This window comes from Pectobacterium brasiliense (genome assembly GCF_016950255.1).
In the GTDB taxonomy this organism is placed as follows: Bacteria; Pseudomonadota; Gammaproteobacteria; order Enterobacterales; family Enterobacteriaceae; genus Pectobacterium; species Pectobacterium brasiliense.
In genome coordinates, this window is record NZ_JACGFN010000002.1 from 676,037 (window position 1) to 690,489 (window position 14,453).

14 protein-coding genes are annotated in these 14,453 nt (G+C 54.3%); 11 read left to right on the forward strand and 3 right to left on the reverse strand.

From position 1 onward, the window contains the following. Positions 1-604 precede the first annotated feature (604 nt). Positions 605-1,444 carry a MurR/RpiR family transcriptional regulator gene (locus tag H4F65_RS17625; RefSeq protein ID WP_010282627.1) on the reverse strand — a complete coding sequence of 280 codons (840 nt, stop codon included), beginning with the start codon at positions 1,442-1,444 and terminating at the stop codon, positions 605-607. A 199-nt stretch (positions 1,445-1,643) separates the two neighbouring features. Here H4F65_RS17625 and H4F65_RS17630 point away from each other — a divergent pair, with 199 nt between their 5' ends. The 4 genes from H4F65_RS17630 to hpxZ are packed head-to-tail and all read left to right on the forward strand — an operon-like array spanning position 1,644 to position 5,245. Then, on the forward strand, positions 1,644-3,230 hold the full coding sequence (locus tag H4F65_RS17630) for a gamma-glutamyltransferase family protein (RefSeq protein WP_010282629.1): 1,587 nt from the start codon (positions 1,644-1,646) through the stop codon (positions 3,228-3,230). Between the two features lie 26 nt (positions 3,231-3,256). Beyond that, the gene (gene hpxX / locus H4F65_RS17635; RefSeq protein WP_010282631.1) at positions 3,257-3,454 is read left to right on the forward strand and encodes an oxalurate catabolism protein HpxX; all 198 of its coding nucleotides are present in this window, start codon (positions 3,257-3,259) and stop codon (positions 3,452-3,454) included. Then, positions 3,451-4,869, forward strand: a complete 1,419-nt coding sequence (locus H4F65_RS17640; RefSeq protein WP_010282633.1) for an AtzE family amidohydrolase — start codon at positions 3,451-3,453, stop codon at positions 4,867-4,869. Before hpxX ends, H4F65_RS17640 begins: the two co-directional genes overlap by 4 nt. Continuing rightward, positions 4,859-5,245, forward strand: coding sequence for an oxalurate catabolism protein HpxZ (hpxZ, locus tag H4F65_RS17645; protein WP_010282635.1), 387 nt, complete (start codon positions 4,859-4,861; stop codon positions 5,243-5,245). The genes H4F65_RS17640 and hpxZ overlap by 11 nt, the downstream gene beginning before the upstream one ends. Positions 5,246-5,294: 49 nt before the next feature. Here the strand turns inward: hpxZ and H4F65_RS17650 are convergent, their stop codons facing one another. Then, on the reverse strand, positions 5,295-5,687 hold the full coding sequence (locus tag H4F65_RS17650) for a VOC family protein (RefSeq protein WP_010282638.1): 393 nt from the start codon (positions 5,685-5,687) through the stop codon (positions 5,295-5,297). Between the two features lie 669 nt (positions 5,688-6,356). On the opposite strand from H4F65_RS17650, the gene proV reads away from it, so the two are divergent. From proV to proX, 3 genes are read left to right on the forward strand one after another with little or no spacing between them, the layout of a single operon-like run. Beyond that, a complete protein-coding gene (proV, locus tag H4F65_RS17655; protein WP_010282640.1) occupies positions 6,357-7,559 on the forward strand; it encodes a glycine betaine/L-proline ABC transporter ATP-binding protein ProV in 1,203 nt (400 codons plus the stop codon). Continuing rightward, positions 7,552-8,805, forward strand: coding sequence for a glycine betaine/L-proline ABC transporter permease ProW (gene proW / locus H4F65_RS17660; RefSeq protein ID WP_010282642.1), 1,254 nt, complete (start codon positions 7,552-7,554; stop codon positions 8,803-8,805). Before proV ends, proW begins: the two co-directional genes overlap by 8 nt. 27 nt (positions 8,806-8,832) lie before the next feature. Continuing rightward, complete coding sequence (gene proX, locus H4F65_RS17665; RefSeq protein ID WP_010282645.1) at positions 8,833-9,837, forward strand: glycine betaine/L-proline ABC transporter substrate-binding protein ProX; 1,005 nt, start codon at positions 8,833-8,835, stop codon at positions 9,835-9,837. Positions 9,838-9,896: 59 nt separating this feature from the next. On the opposite strand, the gene H4F65_RS17670 is transcribed toward proX, so the two are convergent. Continuing rightward, positions 9,897-11,057 (reverse strand): lactonase family protein, encoded by a 1,161-nt coding sequence (locus tag H4F65_RS17670; RefSeq protein ID WP_010282648.1) that lies wholly within the window; start codon positions 11,055-11,057, stop codon positions 9,897-9,899. A 158-nt stretch (positions 11,058-11,215) separates the two neighbouring features. Between H4F65_RS17670 and H4F65_RS17675 the strand changes: the two genes are divergently transcribed. The 4 genes from H4F65_RS17675 (at position 11,216) to mprA (ending at position 14,404) form a co-directional block, all read left to right on the forward strand. After that, complete coding sequence (locus tag H4F65_RS17675) at positions 11,216-12,436, forward strand: MFS transporter (RefSeq protein WP_010282651.1); 1,221 nt, start codon at positions 11,216-11,218, stop codon at positions 12,434-12,436. A 205-nt stretch (positions 12,437-12,641) separates the two neighbouring features. After that, complete coding sequence (locus tag H4F65_RS17680; RefSeq protein ID WP_010282655.1) at positions 12,642-13,373, forward strand: AzlC family ABC transporter permease; 732 nt, start codon at positions 12,642-12,644, stop codon at positions 13,371-13,373. Beyond that, positions 13,370-13,699: an L-valine transporter subunit YgaH gene (gene ygaH, locus H4F65_RS17685; protein ID WP_010282658.1), complete on the forward strand. Its 330-nt coding sequence runs from the start codon at positions 13,370-13,372 to the stop codon at positions 13,697-13,699. The genes H4F65_RS17680 and ygaH overlap by 4 nt, the downstream gene beginning before the upstream one ends. A gap of 189 nt (positions 13,700-13,888) precedes the next feature. Then, on the forward strand, positions 13,889-14,404 hold the full coding sequence (gene mprA, locus H4F65_RS17690) for a transcriptional repressor MprA (protein ID WP_039318163.1): 516 nt from the start codon (positions 13,889-13,891) through the stop codon (positions 14,402-14,404). Positions 14,405-14,453: the final 49 nt, after the last annotated feature.

The following is a 14,453-nucleotide window of genomic DNA, read 5'->3' on the forward strand; positions in this document are numbered from 1 at the left end:
GTCTCTGCCCCCGGTTAGTATAATTGAAACGAAAGATTCTTTAAAAACAAATATTGAAACTATCGTTACAGATACCAAGCAAGGAGTGTGCCAGATTACGCAGGTACTCTTAACGATGAGGAACAGCGTAGAAAGTCAGAGAGTTTTTCTAAATCACGGGGTAGCGATGGAGATGATTATGGTATGGGTATGTAATATCAGTGAAAGGTTTCGGGCGTGATTGCAGAAAGATAATTTATGCAACTCATGCACCACGCCCGAGTCTTCTGTTTTTTATGCCTTATTCGCGTAAAAAATTGCGCTGAGGTGAGCATGACCGCCGGATGAGCGGCATGGACGCCGCGAAAGTCAGCGCCGCGTCGGGAGCGTGTCGCTGGCGGTCCGTGTTGCGGGCATGAACACCGAAGGTACCGCGAAGCGGCGCAATTCCGCGAAAAAAGCCTGGGTTCATAGGGCAAGCGGCGTTTGAGCTGCCCTATGTCGGGCGTGGCGCTACGTCACAAAAATAATCCAGAGCTATCACGCCCGAAACGATCTGCATGGCTATATAACAATCAGTCAAAAATGCACCATTAAGGTGCAAAAGCACCAAGTTAACGCCCCATTAGCGTTGCTCAAGCTCATCCAGCTCACCATAAAGATCCACGATCTGGTGAATACGCTGGCGTCCGTCACGCAGCATTTCATGCAGCAGCGCATTGCTGATCACGTTCACCAGACTCATAGCGGACGAATAGCTGTCAAACGCCGAGACGCTATCCAGCGGGACGCACAGCGACCAGGTTGCCAGCGACATTAGCGTACTCACCTGCGGTTCGCACAGCAGCAGTACAGGCACGCCGCGTTTTTGCAGTTGTACCAATAGCGGCTGAATCAGGCGCGGACGGCGGCGAAAAGCCACCACAATCACGACATCCTGCGCAGTGAGATCCACCAGCTCTTCGGATAACGTCTGCCCCGGCTGCGTCAGCAGTGTGACCTGTTGGCGGATCTGGAGCAGCTGTTGGCGCAGGTGCAGCGCCACCGGATAGCTATTGCGCAGTCCAATCAAACACAGGCGCTGCGCCTGCATCAACGCCTGAATCACCGCGCCAAACTGCACGGGATCAATCTGGTTTATCCACTGCGTCAGGTTCGCCATTTCCTGCTTGTAATGCCGCGCCAGCAGCGTATTCCCCTGCACGGCATCCCGGTTATCCGCCAGCGGCATCCCGCTCTGGCGCAGCGTTCTGAGCTCATCGCGCATGTCGCGGTAGCTGGGGTAGCCCAGCCGTTTGAACAATCGGCTGACGGTCGCTTTGGAGACGCCGCTCAGCCGTGCCAGCTCGGCGCTGTTGTAGCTAATCAGATCGTCAAAGTGATCGAAGATGAAATCCGCGACACGCTGTTCCTGCGGTGAAAGCTCGCTGTAGCGATCCCGTAATCGTTCATCTATTTGCATCATCGTCTCTCACCCGTTGCGCTTGCTGTAACGTTTGTTTCATGTCGCAGAACATAGCACAGGATTGTCAGGATGATATAGATACCTCCTCCGGCACCGCATACAGACTTTCCACCGCAATAAAAAACTGGAACGCCGTTTGCTTATAGCTAGGGTTAATAGAACTCATCACCCTACATAAAACTTAAAAAGGAATCCTGAGATGATGCAAAGCAACACCGCCCCGCTGGGCATGGCGGTAGCACCTCATCATTTAGCCAGTGCCAGCGCGTTGGCGATTCTGCGTGAAGGTGGAAACGCCATTGAAGCCATGGTCGCAGCGGCGGCAACTATTGCCGTGGTGTACCCGCATATGAACGGGATCGGCGGCGACGGTTTCTGGCTGATTGTTCCACCACACGGTGAGCCAGTAGCCATTGATGCCAGCGGTGCAGCTGGGTCGCTGGCCTGCCGTGAATACTATCAGGGCGAAAGCCGCATTCCGCACCGCGGCCCGAAAGCGGCGCTGACGGTCGCAGGCACCGTCGGCGGCTGGCAGGAAGCGCTAGCCTATTCACACGAAATAGACAGCACGCCGATGCCGCTGGCTCGTCTGCTATCTGACGCGATTCGCTATGCGGCTGACGGTATTCCCGTCACGCAGTCTCAGGAAGATGCACTCACCCAGCGCTATCACGAACTGGGCGATTGTCCGGCCTTCAGCCAGCTGTTTATGCCGCAGGGAAATATTCCGCGCGCGGGCAATCGTTTCACGCAGTCGGATTTAGCCGATACCCTGACGACGCTCAGTATTGAAGGGCTGGACAGTTTTTATCGCGGCTCCGTCGCTGCCAGACTGTCGGCACAGATGGCGCAACTCGGGATGCCGCTAACGGCTGACGATCTGGCAAATTACCGCGCCAAGCGGACAACGCCGCTGGTGCTGAAGCACAGCAAAGGCGACATCTATAACCTCGCGCCGCCGACGCAGGGTCTGGTGTCGCTCGCGATTCTCGGCCTGACCGATCATTTAGACATGGAAGATCTAAGCGATAGCCAGACGATCCACCGCATTGTCGAATCAACCAAGCTGGCGTTTGGCCTGCGTGACCGCTTTATTACCGATCCCAAGCTGATGACGCAGGACGTTCAGGCACTGCTGGAAAGTGATGCGCTCGGCGTGCTGGCTCGGCAAATCGATACGCGAAAAGCCGCACCGTGCGGAGAAGGGAAAGGCCCTGGCGACACCGTCTGGATGGGCGTATGCGACAGCAGCGGCCTGTGCGTCTCTTTTATTCAAAGCATTTACCACGAGTTTGGCAGCGGCGTGGTATTACCGGGCACGGGCGTGCTCTGGCAGAACCGCGGTGCCTCGTTCAGCCTCAATCCGGCACACCTGCTGGCGCTAGAACCGGGTAAACAGCCTTTTCATACCTTAAACCCTGCCGCCGCACGCCTGTCCGATGGTCGAACGATGGTCTATGGCTCGATGGGCGGCGACGGACAACCGCAGACGCAGGCGGCTATCTTTATTCGCCATATCCAGCAGGGGATGCCGCTACAACAGGCGATTACCGCTCCGCGCTGGCTGCTTGGCCGTACCTGGGGACAGGTCTCCGATACGCTGAAGATCGAAGATCGCTTTAAACCCGCCACCGTGGATGCTCTGCGTCAGCTCGGTCACGATGTCGAACTCTTGAGCAGCTTTAGTGAAACGGTAGGCCACGCGGGGGCCATCGTACGGCACACCAACGGCATGCTGGAAGGCGCCTTCGACCCACGCAGCAACGGCAGCGCGGCAGGTTTTTAATCATGACTCAACCGGGAGAACACCGCATGACAACAACATCCATCGATAACGACACGTTAGCCGCTTATCTTCAGCACATGGAAACGCTGCACGCGCTGCAACTCAGTCAGGAACGGCGTCAGGAGCTGTTAGTGCAGTTCAACCGCATTCACGCCATGGCGCAGCCGCTGATGGATTTTCCTCTTGATGAGCATCAGGAAATTGCCGGAGTTTATACGCTATGAGTTCACACGCCAGAAGCGCCCCCTCATCGTTATCCATCCGACAGATTCAGCAAGGCTTGCAGGCCGGCACGTTCTCCGCCAAAGAGCTTGCACAGCAGGCGCTGGGCACCATTGAGCAGGCCAACCCCACGATTAATGCCTACACCCATGTCACCAGCGAACGCATGCTGGCAGAGGCAGAACGCATCGACGCCTGCCGTCAACGCGGGGAAACGTTACCCGCGCTGGCCGGCGTGCCTTACGCCGTCAAAAACCTGTTTGATGTCAGCGGCGAAACCACGTTGGCAGGTGCCGAGCTTTTCAGCCAGCGACCGCCCGCCGCACAGGATGCCTTTGCCATCCGACAGCTTGCCAGTCAGGGCGCGCTGCTGTCCGGCATGTTGAATATGGATGCCTATGCCTACGGCTTTACCACCGAAAACAGCCATTACGGCCCCACGCGTAACCCGCTTGATACACAGCGCATTGCGGGTGGGTCGTCTGGCGGATCGGCTGCGGCCGTCGCAGCCGGTTTGGTTAACTTCACACTGGGCAGCGACACCAATGGCTCGATCCGTGTACCGTCGTCGCTCTGCGGCATTTTCGGGCTAAAGCCAACGTTTGGTCGTTTATCACGTCACGGCAGCCACCCGTTTGTCGCCAGCCTCGACCATATCGGTCCGCTGGCGCGTAGCGCAGACGATCTGGCCTTGGTGTTCGATGCCTTACAAGGTCGCGATGAACACGATCGCTTTCAGGCCAAGCGGGAAACGCAGCATTCCGCCGCACAGTTGGAAGCGGGCAGTGGCGGATTACGCTACGCGGTGCTTGACGGTTATTTCTCAACGTGGGCCAGCGAGGAGGCCAACGCCGCCGTTCGTCAGATCGCACAGGCGCTGGGCGCGCAGGACAGCCTGACGCTAACCGATGCCGCACTGGCACGTAGCGCCGCCTTTATTCTGTCGGCTAGCGAAGGGGGCAATCAGTATCTGCCAGACTTACGCTCGCAGCCCGAGCGTTTCGAGCCCCTTTCGCGTGAGCGGCTGCTGGCAGGCGCTATGATCCCCGCGGCCTGGTATGTGCAGGCTCAGCGCTTCCGTCATTATTTCCGTCAACAGACGCTGGCGCTGTTTGAGCACACCGACCTGCTGATCGCCCCAGCAACGCCCTGTTCCGCCACGCTCATTGGGCAGGAAACCATGCGCATTAATGATACCGATCTGCCCGTCCGCGCCAGCATGGGCATGCTGACACAGCCGATCTCTTTCGTTGGGCTGCCCGTCGTGACAGTGCCGGTAGCAACCAACAGCGGCCTGCCGATAGGCGTGCAGATTATTGCCGCACCGTGGCGCGAGGATCTTTGTCTGCGGACGGCGTGGGCGCTGGAGCAGCAGGGCATAACCTACAAAGTAGAGGAAAGAAAATATGTTGCCTGAGGATATTAACCAACCGGATGTGCTGGCCGACGTGACTGCCGCGTTCTATCGCTATGAGAAAGCCTTAACGGGTAATGACGTTGCGGTATTGGATGAACTGTTCTGGCACGATGAAAAAACGGTGCGCTACGGTGCCGGAGAAAATCTGTACGGGATCGAGGAAATCCGCGCCTTTCGCCTCGCTCGCCCCTCTGCCGGTCTGGACAGAGCCCTGCGTAATACGGTCATCACCACTTATGGTCATGATATGGCCGTCGCCAGCACGGAGTTTACCCGCGTGGGCAGTACGAAGATCGGTCGCCAAATGCAAACCTGGGTAAAAATGCCCGAAGGCTGGCGCGTTGTCGCCGCCCACGTCAGCCTGATGAGCGAATAGTAAGAGGGGAGGATTTTTCCCCTCTGCCACGTCTACCGAACTCACATCCTCAAGGCTGGCGGTGATACACCGCTTCAATATTGTAGCCATCGGGGTCGTGCACGAATGCGGCGTAATAATCCTGATGATAATGTGGGCGCAGCCCCGGCGGCCCGTTATCTATGCCTCCTGCCGCAGTAGCGGCGGCAAAGAAAGCCTCAACATGCTCTCGCGAGGCGGCGCTGAACGCAAAATGCACCGCCGGACACGGTTCGCCCTTCGACTGGTAAATCCAGAACTCGCCGCCGGGATCGCTTGACTGCCCATACCCTTCCATCACTGCAAAGCTGACGGCAAATGACATGTCCTTAATCAGGCGATAACCCAACGGCTTGAGCGCCATTTCATAGAATTGTCGGCTACGGGTAATATCCCTCACCGGAATGCTCAGGTGATCTAACACGATGGCCCCTTTCGATAATCGCTGTGGGTGATATCTAGCCACTATAACCATAGTTTTATCATGGATAATATGATCGCGATCGGCAAAAGAGAAACACACGATGGTTCACAAAGTATCCTATCAAATCAGCTCTGCCACCCTGTTTTTATTCCCCCTAAATATGACAGATATATTATTCAGAACACTCTCATTTATTGGTGGGAATTAACGCAATCATTTTACCCGCAATATCTTTGCTATACTGTATAAAATACCGACAGATATCATAAGTAAAAAATGTACCTACGTCGGCCTATTTGAGTGTCTATAACCCGAAAAATGTGATTTATTTATCATATTATTCGATTAGTGAAATTCACTATAAATCGCGGTTTATCCACCATCAGAAAAGGTTATATCCCCTCCGAATCCAACGTGTAAAAATCAACAGGTAACACACTGTTATAAAAAGAATTACCCTTCCAATCAAAAATCATAAAGATCACGTAAATCATGAAGATAAGACAGTAATAATAGCGTTACTGCTATCGCGAATATTAGCCTTACGAGAAACACCTCTGAGGTAATCAAGGGTTGTCTCAGAATCTGATTATGGTAGGGTAGATTATGTTTAATCATTATCAGGGCTACGTTATAGAATTATAAACGACATAGGAAAACAATAATTTCATGGCAATTAAACTTGAAGTAAAGAATCTTTATAAGATATTTGGCGAGCATCCTGACAGAGCATTTAAACTGATTGATAAAGGCCTGAGCAAAGATCAGGTATTTGAAAAAACAGGGCTTACTGTCGGAGTGAAAGATGCCAGTCTGGCCATTGAAGAAGGCGAGATATTTGTCATCATGGGATTATCCGGTTCCGGCAAATCAACCATGGTACGCCTTCTCAATCGTCTGATCGAACCCACTCGGGGTCAGGTGCTGATCGACGGTGAGGATATCTCCAGGATATCCGATACCGCATTGCGGGACGTACGTCGCAAGAAGATCAGTATGGTGTTCCAATCCTTTGCGCTGATGCCGCATCTGAACATCCTCAACAATACCGCGTTTGGTATGGAACTGGCTGGCGTGCCGAAAGCGGAACGTGAGCAAAAAGCGCTGGATGCCTTGCAGCAGGTTGGTCTTGAAGCCTACGCCGCGTCTTACCCGGATGAGCTGTCCGGCGGGATGCGGCAGCGTGTCGGTCTGGCACGTGCGTTAGCAAATGACCCCGATATCCTGCTGATGGATGAGGCTTTCTCCGCACTCGACCCGCTTATCCGTACTGAAATGCAGGATGAGTTAGTCAAACTCCAGTCTCGTCATAAACGCACTATCGTCTTTATCTCGCACGATCTGGATGAAGCGATGCGCATCGGCGACCGCATTGCCATTATGCACGGCGGTGAAGTTATTCAGGTCGGTACACCCGATGAAATCCTGAATAACCCAGCCAATGACTATGTGCGCACCTTTTTCCGCGGCGTCGATATCAGCCACGTATTTAGCGCCAAAGATATCGCTCGCCGTCGCCCGGTCACCTTAATCCGTAAAACGCCCGGCGTGGGCCCACGTTCCGCGCTGAAAATCCTTCAGGATGAAGACCGTGATTACGGCTACGTACTCGAAGGCGGAAAACGCTTCATTGGCGTCGTCTCGATTGATTCACTGAAGCAGGCGCTGAAAGAACAGCAGCCGCTGGAACAGGCGTTACTGCCTGAACCTGCTCCCGTGCCCGCAGATATGTCACTCAACGAGCTGATTTCTCAGGTCGCACAGGCTCCCTGTGCCGTTCCTGTCGTCGGCGAAAACCATGAGTACATTGGCATCATTTCCAAAGGAATGTTGCTACAGGCACTGGATAAGGAAGGAGTGACCAATGAGTAAATCAACATCAAATCCGTGGGATAACACCACGGCACAACATCAGCCAGCCGATCAAAATGCAGCCCCTGAACAGGCTAATGGCGCCCAGCAAAACGATCCGTGGTCGACCAGCACGCAGAACGCGCCTGCCGATTCGGCTCCAGCCCAACACAACGCAACGCAAAGTGATCCCTGGTCCACTGGCGCACCCGCTCAGGATGCACCGGCTAACGGCAGCGATGCCTGGAGCACCGCACCGGCTCCCGATGGTTCCGCCGATGCCGCCCATCAGGCGGCGCAATCCGGCAGTGACTGGCTGAATAACGCCGCCCCTGCAACGCCCGAGCATTTCAACCTGCTCGATCCGTTTAAGGACACGCTGATTCCACTGGACAGTTGGGTCACTCATGGGATCGATTGGGTTGTGCTGCACTTCAGACCGGTCTTTCAGGGCGTTCGCGTCCCGGTCGACTTCATTCTGAGCGGTTTCCAGCAGTTGCTGCTGGGTATGCCAGCGCCGATTGCCATTCTGGTGTTCTCGCTGCTTGCCTGGCAGATGTCCAGCTTCGGCATGGGTGTCGCCACCCTGCTGTCTCTGATCGCCATTGGTGCGATTGGTGCCTGGTCTCAGGCCATGATCACGCTAGCGCTGGTGCTGACCGCGCTGTTCTTCTGCGTGCTCATCGGACTCCCCATGGGGATTTGGCTGGCGCGTAGCGAACGGGCGGCGAAGTTTATCCGGCCACTGTTAGATGCCATGCAGACGACGCCCGCGTTCGTCTATCTGGTGCCTATCGTCATGCTGTTCGGTATCGGTAACGTGCCGGGCGTCGTGGTGACGATAATCTTTGCCCTGCCGCCAATTATTCGCTTAACGATTCTGGGTATTCGTCAGGTGCCAGCCGATTTGATCGAAGCTGCCGAGTCATTCGGCGCGAGTCCGCGCCAGATGCTGTTTAAGGTTCAGCTTCCACTGGCTATGCCGACCATCATGGCGGGTGTTAACCAGACGCTGATGCTGGCGCTGTCGATGGTGGTTATCGCCTCGATGATCGCCGTAGGCGGTTTGGGCCAGATGGTACTGCGCGGTATCGGTCGTCTGGATATGGGTCTGGCTGCCGTCGGTGGCGTTGGGATCGTTATTCTGGCGATTATTCTTGACCGCCTGACGCAGTCTCTGGGACGCGATCGCCGCAGCAAGGGCAACAAAAGCTGGTACACCAGCGGCCCGATTGGCCTGCTGACCCGTCCTTTCATCAAGCAATAACGCACGATAAAAACAGAGGGAATCATGATGCGTAACACCACACTTTGGGCCACCGCCCTGACTACCGCCCTGTTGAGTACGCAGGTTTACGCCGCAGACACCGCGCAACCTGGTAAAGGTATCTCCGTTATTCCGGTGCAAAGCACCATCTCCGAAGAAACGTTCCAGACGCTGCTGGTCAGCCGCGCGTTGGAAAAGCTGGGCTATGACGTGCAGCCTCCACGTGAAGTGGACTACAACGTGGCCTACACCTCAATTGCCTCCGGCGATGCGACGTTTATTGCCGTGAACTGGGATCCGCTGCACGCCGATCAGTACAAAGCCGCGGGCGGGGATGCGAAATTCTACCGTCAGGGTGAATATGTCTCCGGTGCTGCACAAGGTTATTTGATCGATAAGAAAACGGCTGAGAAATATAAAATCACCAATATTGCGCAGCTAAAAGATCCGAAAATCGCCAAGCTGTTTGATACCAACGGTGACGGCAAAGCCGATCTGACGGGCTGTACGCCGGGCTGGGGATGTGAAGCGGCGATTAATCATCACCTGCCTGCCTATGGCTTAACCAACACGGTAGAACATAATCAGGGTAACTATGCGGCGATGATTGCCGATACCATCACCCGTTATAAAGAAGGTAAACCGATTCTGTACTACACGTGGACGCCGTACTGGGTCAGTGATGTGCTGGTGCCGGGACGTGACGTAGTCTGGTTGCAGGTGCCTTTCTCTTCCCAACCGGGAGAAATGAAGGATGTCAGCACCAAACTGCCTAACGGGGCTGACTATGGCTTCCCTGTCAACACAATGAAGATTGCCGCGAATAAAGCGTGGGCCGAGAAAAACCCAGCTGCGGCGAAACTGTTCGCTATCATGAAGCTGCCGATTGCTGACGTAAATGCGCAGAACCTGCGTATGCACGAAGGCCAGGGTTCACAGAAAGATATCGAACGTCATGTTGATGGCTGGATCAAAGCCCACCAGCAGCTGTTTGACGGCTGGGTGAAAACCGCTGCTGACGCCGCGAAATAATCACCGGTAGACGAGCGCCCCTTTCACAGAAAGGGGCGTTTTTTATTGATGGGCGATAATTACGGCAGGTTAACGATTTCGACCCAGTTCGCGCCTTTTCCAGTCGGATATTGCCCGACTCGCACTAAATCTCCGTTATCCTGATTGATGCGATACACCGACAGCGATGTCGATTTTTCGCCGCTGGCGATCAGGAATTTCCCGCTTGGATCGATCTGAATACCGCGCGGCTGCGTTTCCGTCGGGTAGCGCGTAATGTATTGCAGCTGTCCAGTTTTCGGTTCTACCCGCAGCAGCGCAATCGTGCTTTTGGTGCGTTCCGATACGTACAGGAATTTTCCATTTGGCGTCAGACGTAAATCTGCGCTCCATATCTGTGGGCGGCTGTCTGTGCTATTTTTATCCGGCGTAACGGTTCCCGCTCGCATCCCCGCATCGGCTGGTACGGTGTCCGTGTAATCCAACAGCGTGAGCTGCCCTGTATTTTCATTCAACGCCAGACGCGCGACTTTGCCGGACAGTTCATTGCTCACGTAGAGCGTTTTATTATCTGGCGATAGCACCAGATGGCGCGGCCCGTTTCCTTTAGGTAGCTTAATTTCTGCCGGTTCATTTGGCGTCAGCGTGCCGGTTTTCTCATCAAACCGGAACTGTACGATTTGGTCGCTGCCCAGATTGCTGGCAAAAACGAATTTATTTTTGCGATCGGCAATAATACTGTGTGCCTTCTCGCCTGTCGGCACCACCGTGACCGCACTCGCGTTCACTTTACCGTCTTTATCAATGCCATTAACCGCGACTTTATTACCGCCGTACGAGGCGCTGAACAGCCACTTTCCCGTACGGTCCGTCGAGATGTAGGCCATGCTGTCCGGCAGTTCAGCTTTGCCTAATGGGCTCAGCGCACCGCTTTTAGGGTCGATTTTATAGCTAACCGCCGAGTAAGGAATGCCGCGCGTCGCAGCATAAAGGAAGGATTTATCCGGGCTAACGGCCATCGGCATCACTTTCGCGCCTGCGGCGGCTTTCCCAGTAGCGGTTAATTCACCGCTTTGCGTATTGAGTGTGTAGGCATCAATTGCGCCGTCAGTGGCAGCAGAAACGTAAACGGCCGTTACCGCCTGCGCGCCCATCGACCACAGTGCAGCTGCGGGCAGAAGTGCACATCCCATTAACACTGCAACGCTTTTTTTCTTAACTACCTGATAATGCTTAAGCATAATGTCCCCTGTCGATGATGTTATGACGCTGGCGATAAGCTAAATCAATATCATTAAAAACAAAACAAACTTAAGAAGCGTAAAGATATTCTGGTATCTCATTAGGCTCTGCCGGATACTATACCCTCAGTTTTTAACATCATATTAACGTTCACACTATGTCTCTTCAGCAACAATCTGTATCACCCCAGCCGCAACCGGGGCTTAGCCTGTCTTTGACCCTGATTATGTCTGTCGCGACCGGTCTTGCCGTCGCCAGTAACTATTATGCCCAGCCGCTGCTGGAGACCATTGCCAGAGTTTTTGCGCTTTCCGTCAATCAGGCTGGGTTTATTGTCACCGCTGCGCAGTTGGGTTATGCCGTCGGTCTGCTGTTTTTGGTGCCGCTAGGGGATATGTTTGAACGCCGGACGCTGATTGTCGGCATGACGTTACTCGCCGCAGGCGGGATGCTGATCACCGCCTCTGCGCCCACGCTTTGGATCATGATTGCGGGTACAGCGTTAACTGGGCTGTTATCTGTTGTTGCACAGCTGCTGGTGCCTCTCGCCGCCACGCTGGCGACGCCGGAAACGCGCGGTAAAGTCGTTGGCACGATTATGAGTGGCCTGCTGCTGGGGATTCTGCTGGCGCGTACCGTCGCGGGTGCACTGGCTTCACTCGGTGACTGGCGCACCGTGTACTGGGTTGCCAGCACGCTGATGGTTATCATGGCGCTGATTCTGTGGCGGGCATTGCCGCGCATTCCTCAGCAAAACACGCTGAACTATCCGCAACTGCTCGTCTCAATCTTCCGCCTGTTCTCCACCACCCCGCTGCTGCGCACGCGTGCCATCCTGGGCTGTCTGTCCTTTGCTAACTTCAGCATTCTATGGACGTCAATGGCCTTCCTGCTGGCCTCACCGCCATACGGTTATTCCGAAGGCGTTATCGGCCTGTTCGGTTTGGTTGGTGCAGCCGGAGCCTTAGCGGCATCACGCGCTGGGCGTTTAGTCGATCAGGGCAAAGCCAAGCCGACCACCAGCGTAGGGATTATCCTGCTTTTGCTGTCGTGGGGCTTTATCGCGCTCGGTATTCATTCCGTGGAAGCGCTGCTCATTGGCATCATCGTGCTGGATCTGGCGGTTCAGGGCGTACACGTCACCAACCAGAGCGTGATCTACCGTATGATGCCCGAAGCGCGTAATCGCCTGACATCAGGCTACATGACCAGCTATTTTATCGGCGGCGCGTTGGGTTCGCTTCTTTCCGCCTCGGCTTACCAGCAGTGGGGCTGGCTTGGGGTCTGTGCCGCGGGCGGCATCATCAGCCTGTTGAATCTGCTGGTGTGGTGGCGAAGCCATCATCACGAAACGCAGGAAGCGATGGCGGCACTATAAACCTTCATATTTGCAACACAGACCTTCGTATTTGCCACACGCTCGCGTGAGACTGTCTTATTTGAGACCGTTTCTCGCGAGAAAATTACGCCCGATATCATTGCATCAAAAACCATCACGCCTGTTACGCAATAACGTGAAATTCCGGTGACGCTTTGCTAGTGTTATCGATTAATTTCCTTTAAGAACAAAACATACCAAGCTAGTGAAGACATTAACCTCATCTGCACCGACAAAATCTGCGTCTTTTAGCGAAGGCGTATTTGACAGCCTGCCGATTGTTATCGGCTACATGCCCGTCGCATTCGCGTTTGGCATGAACGCCGTCAAGCTAGGTTTTACCCCGTTGGAAGGCATTTTCCTTTCTTGCATCATTTACGCGGGGGCCAGCCAGTTCGTCATCACCGCCCTGCTCAGCGCAGGCATGTCCATCTGGGTGGCGGCATTGACCGTCATGGCGATGGATGTGCGCCATGTGCTGTATGGACCCGCGTTACGGCATCGTATTGCGCAGCGGCTGCCGACCCGAAAAACCGCGCTGTGGGCGTTCGGCCTGACGGACGAAGTCTTTGCCGCAGCCGCCACCCGACTCGCGAAAGATAACCGCCGCTGGTCAGAAGAGTGGATGATGGGCGTGTCGCTGCTCGCCTGGCTCTCATGGGTGCTCGGTACGGTGATCGGAGCCGTGTTCGGTAACGGCCCGTTGAATGATTACCCTGCCGTCGAAGCAGCGCTGTCTTTCATGCTGCCCGCACTTTTCCTGAGCTTTTTACTCGCGTCCTTCCGGCGGAAGCAGAGTCTGGTCGTCGCCTGCGCGCTCGGCGGCGCGCTGCTTGGTCTGCTGCTTTCCTCCATCCCAGCCGCAATACTGTTCGGCATTCTCAGCGGCTGTCTGGCTTCGCTGGTTAATCCTGCCACGCCACAGGTGAACGCATGAGTACAGAAGTCATTCTTATCGGGCTGATTGTCGGGCTGGTGAACTACCTCTTCCGCTATCTGCCGCTACGGCTGAGCGCCTCACGCGCTTCCGGTTCGCTGCAACGCGGTAAAAAAGCACTGTTGCTTGATAGCATCGGTATTGCCTCCATTTGTGCGCTGCTGATTGTTTCCAGCGTGCCGGATATTCTCGCGCATCGTGAAAAGCTGCTGCCAACGCTGGTAGGATTCATTACGCTGACCGCCTGTTTTTATAAAATCCGCAGTATCGTCTTATCAACGTTACTGGGTGCGCTCTGCTACGGCATTGCCTTTAAGCTGCTTTGAATCCGCCGTGAGAATTATCATATAACATTTTGATTTAAATAAGGTAAGTGGTGAATAATCTTCATTTTAAGCGATTGTCCGCTTACTTTCTGTCACATAAATAAGCACAATTTCCCACCCGAATGCCGTTTACCCATTTAGTAACATTAGTTACTATGCATACCGTGATTAATGAGGTTTATATAAAAAATGGACAGTTCATTCACTCCTATAGAACAAATGCTCGACCTGCGTGCTTCGCGTAAGCCCGACTTCCCGCGTCAGGAAGTGCTACTGCTACGTTTATTCATGCACGTTCAGGGCAAAATCCTGGAACACAGAAACAGAATGCTGAAAGAACAGGGCATCAATGAAACCCTTTTCATGGCATTGCTGACGCTGGAATCTCAAGAGTCTTATAGCATTCAGCCCTCTGAACTCAGTGCCGCGCTGGGATCGTCACGCACTAACGCGACGCGCATTGCCGACGATCTGGAGAAAAGAGGCTGGATTGAACGACGTGAGAGCAGTAGCGACAGACGCTGCCTGCATCTGCATCTGACAGAAGAAGGCAAAGCATTTCTGGGTCAACTGATTCCACCGCAGCATCATAGCCTCCATGTGCTTTGCTCCGTGCTTGAATCTGGTGAGCAAAAGCAGCTCGAAAGCTTGATGAGAAAGCTGCTGGTCCGGCTGGATGAGATGGACGAGTCAGTCAACGAATAACAGAAAAAACAACAACAAAAACAATAGTCAGCACCTTTCCACCCGGAAT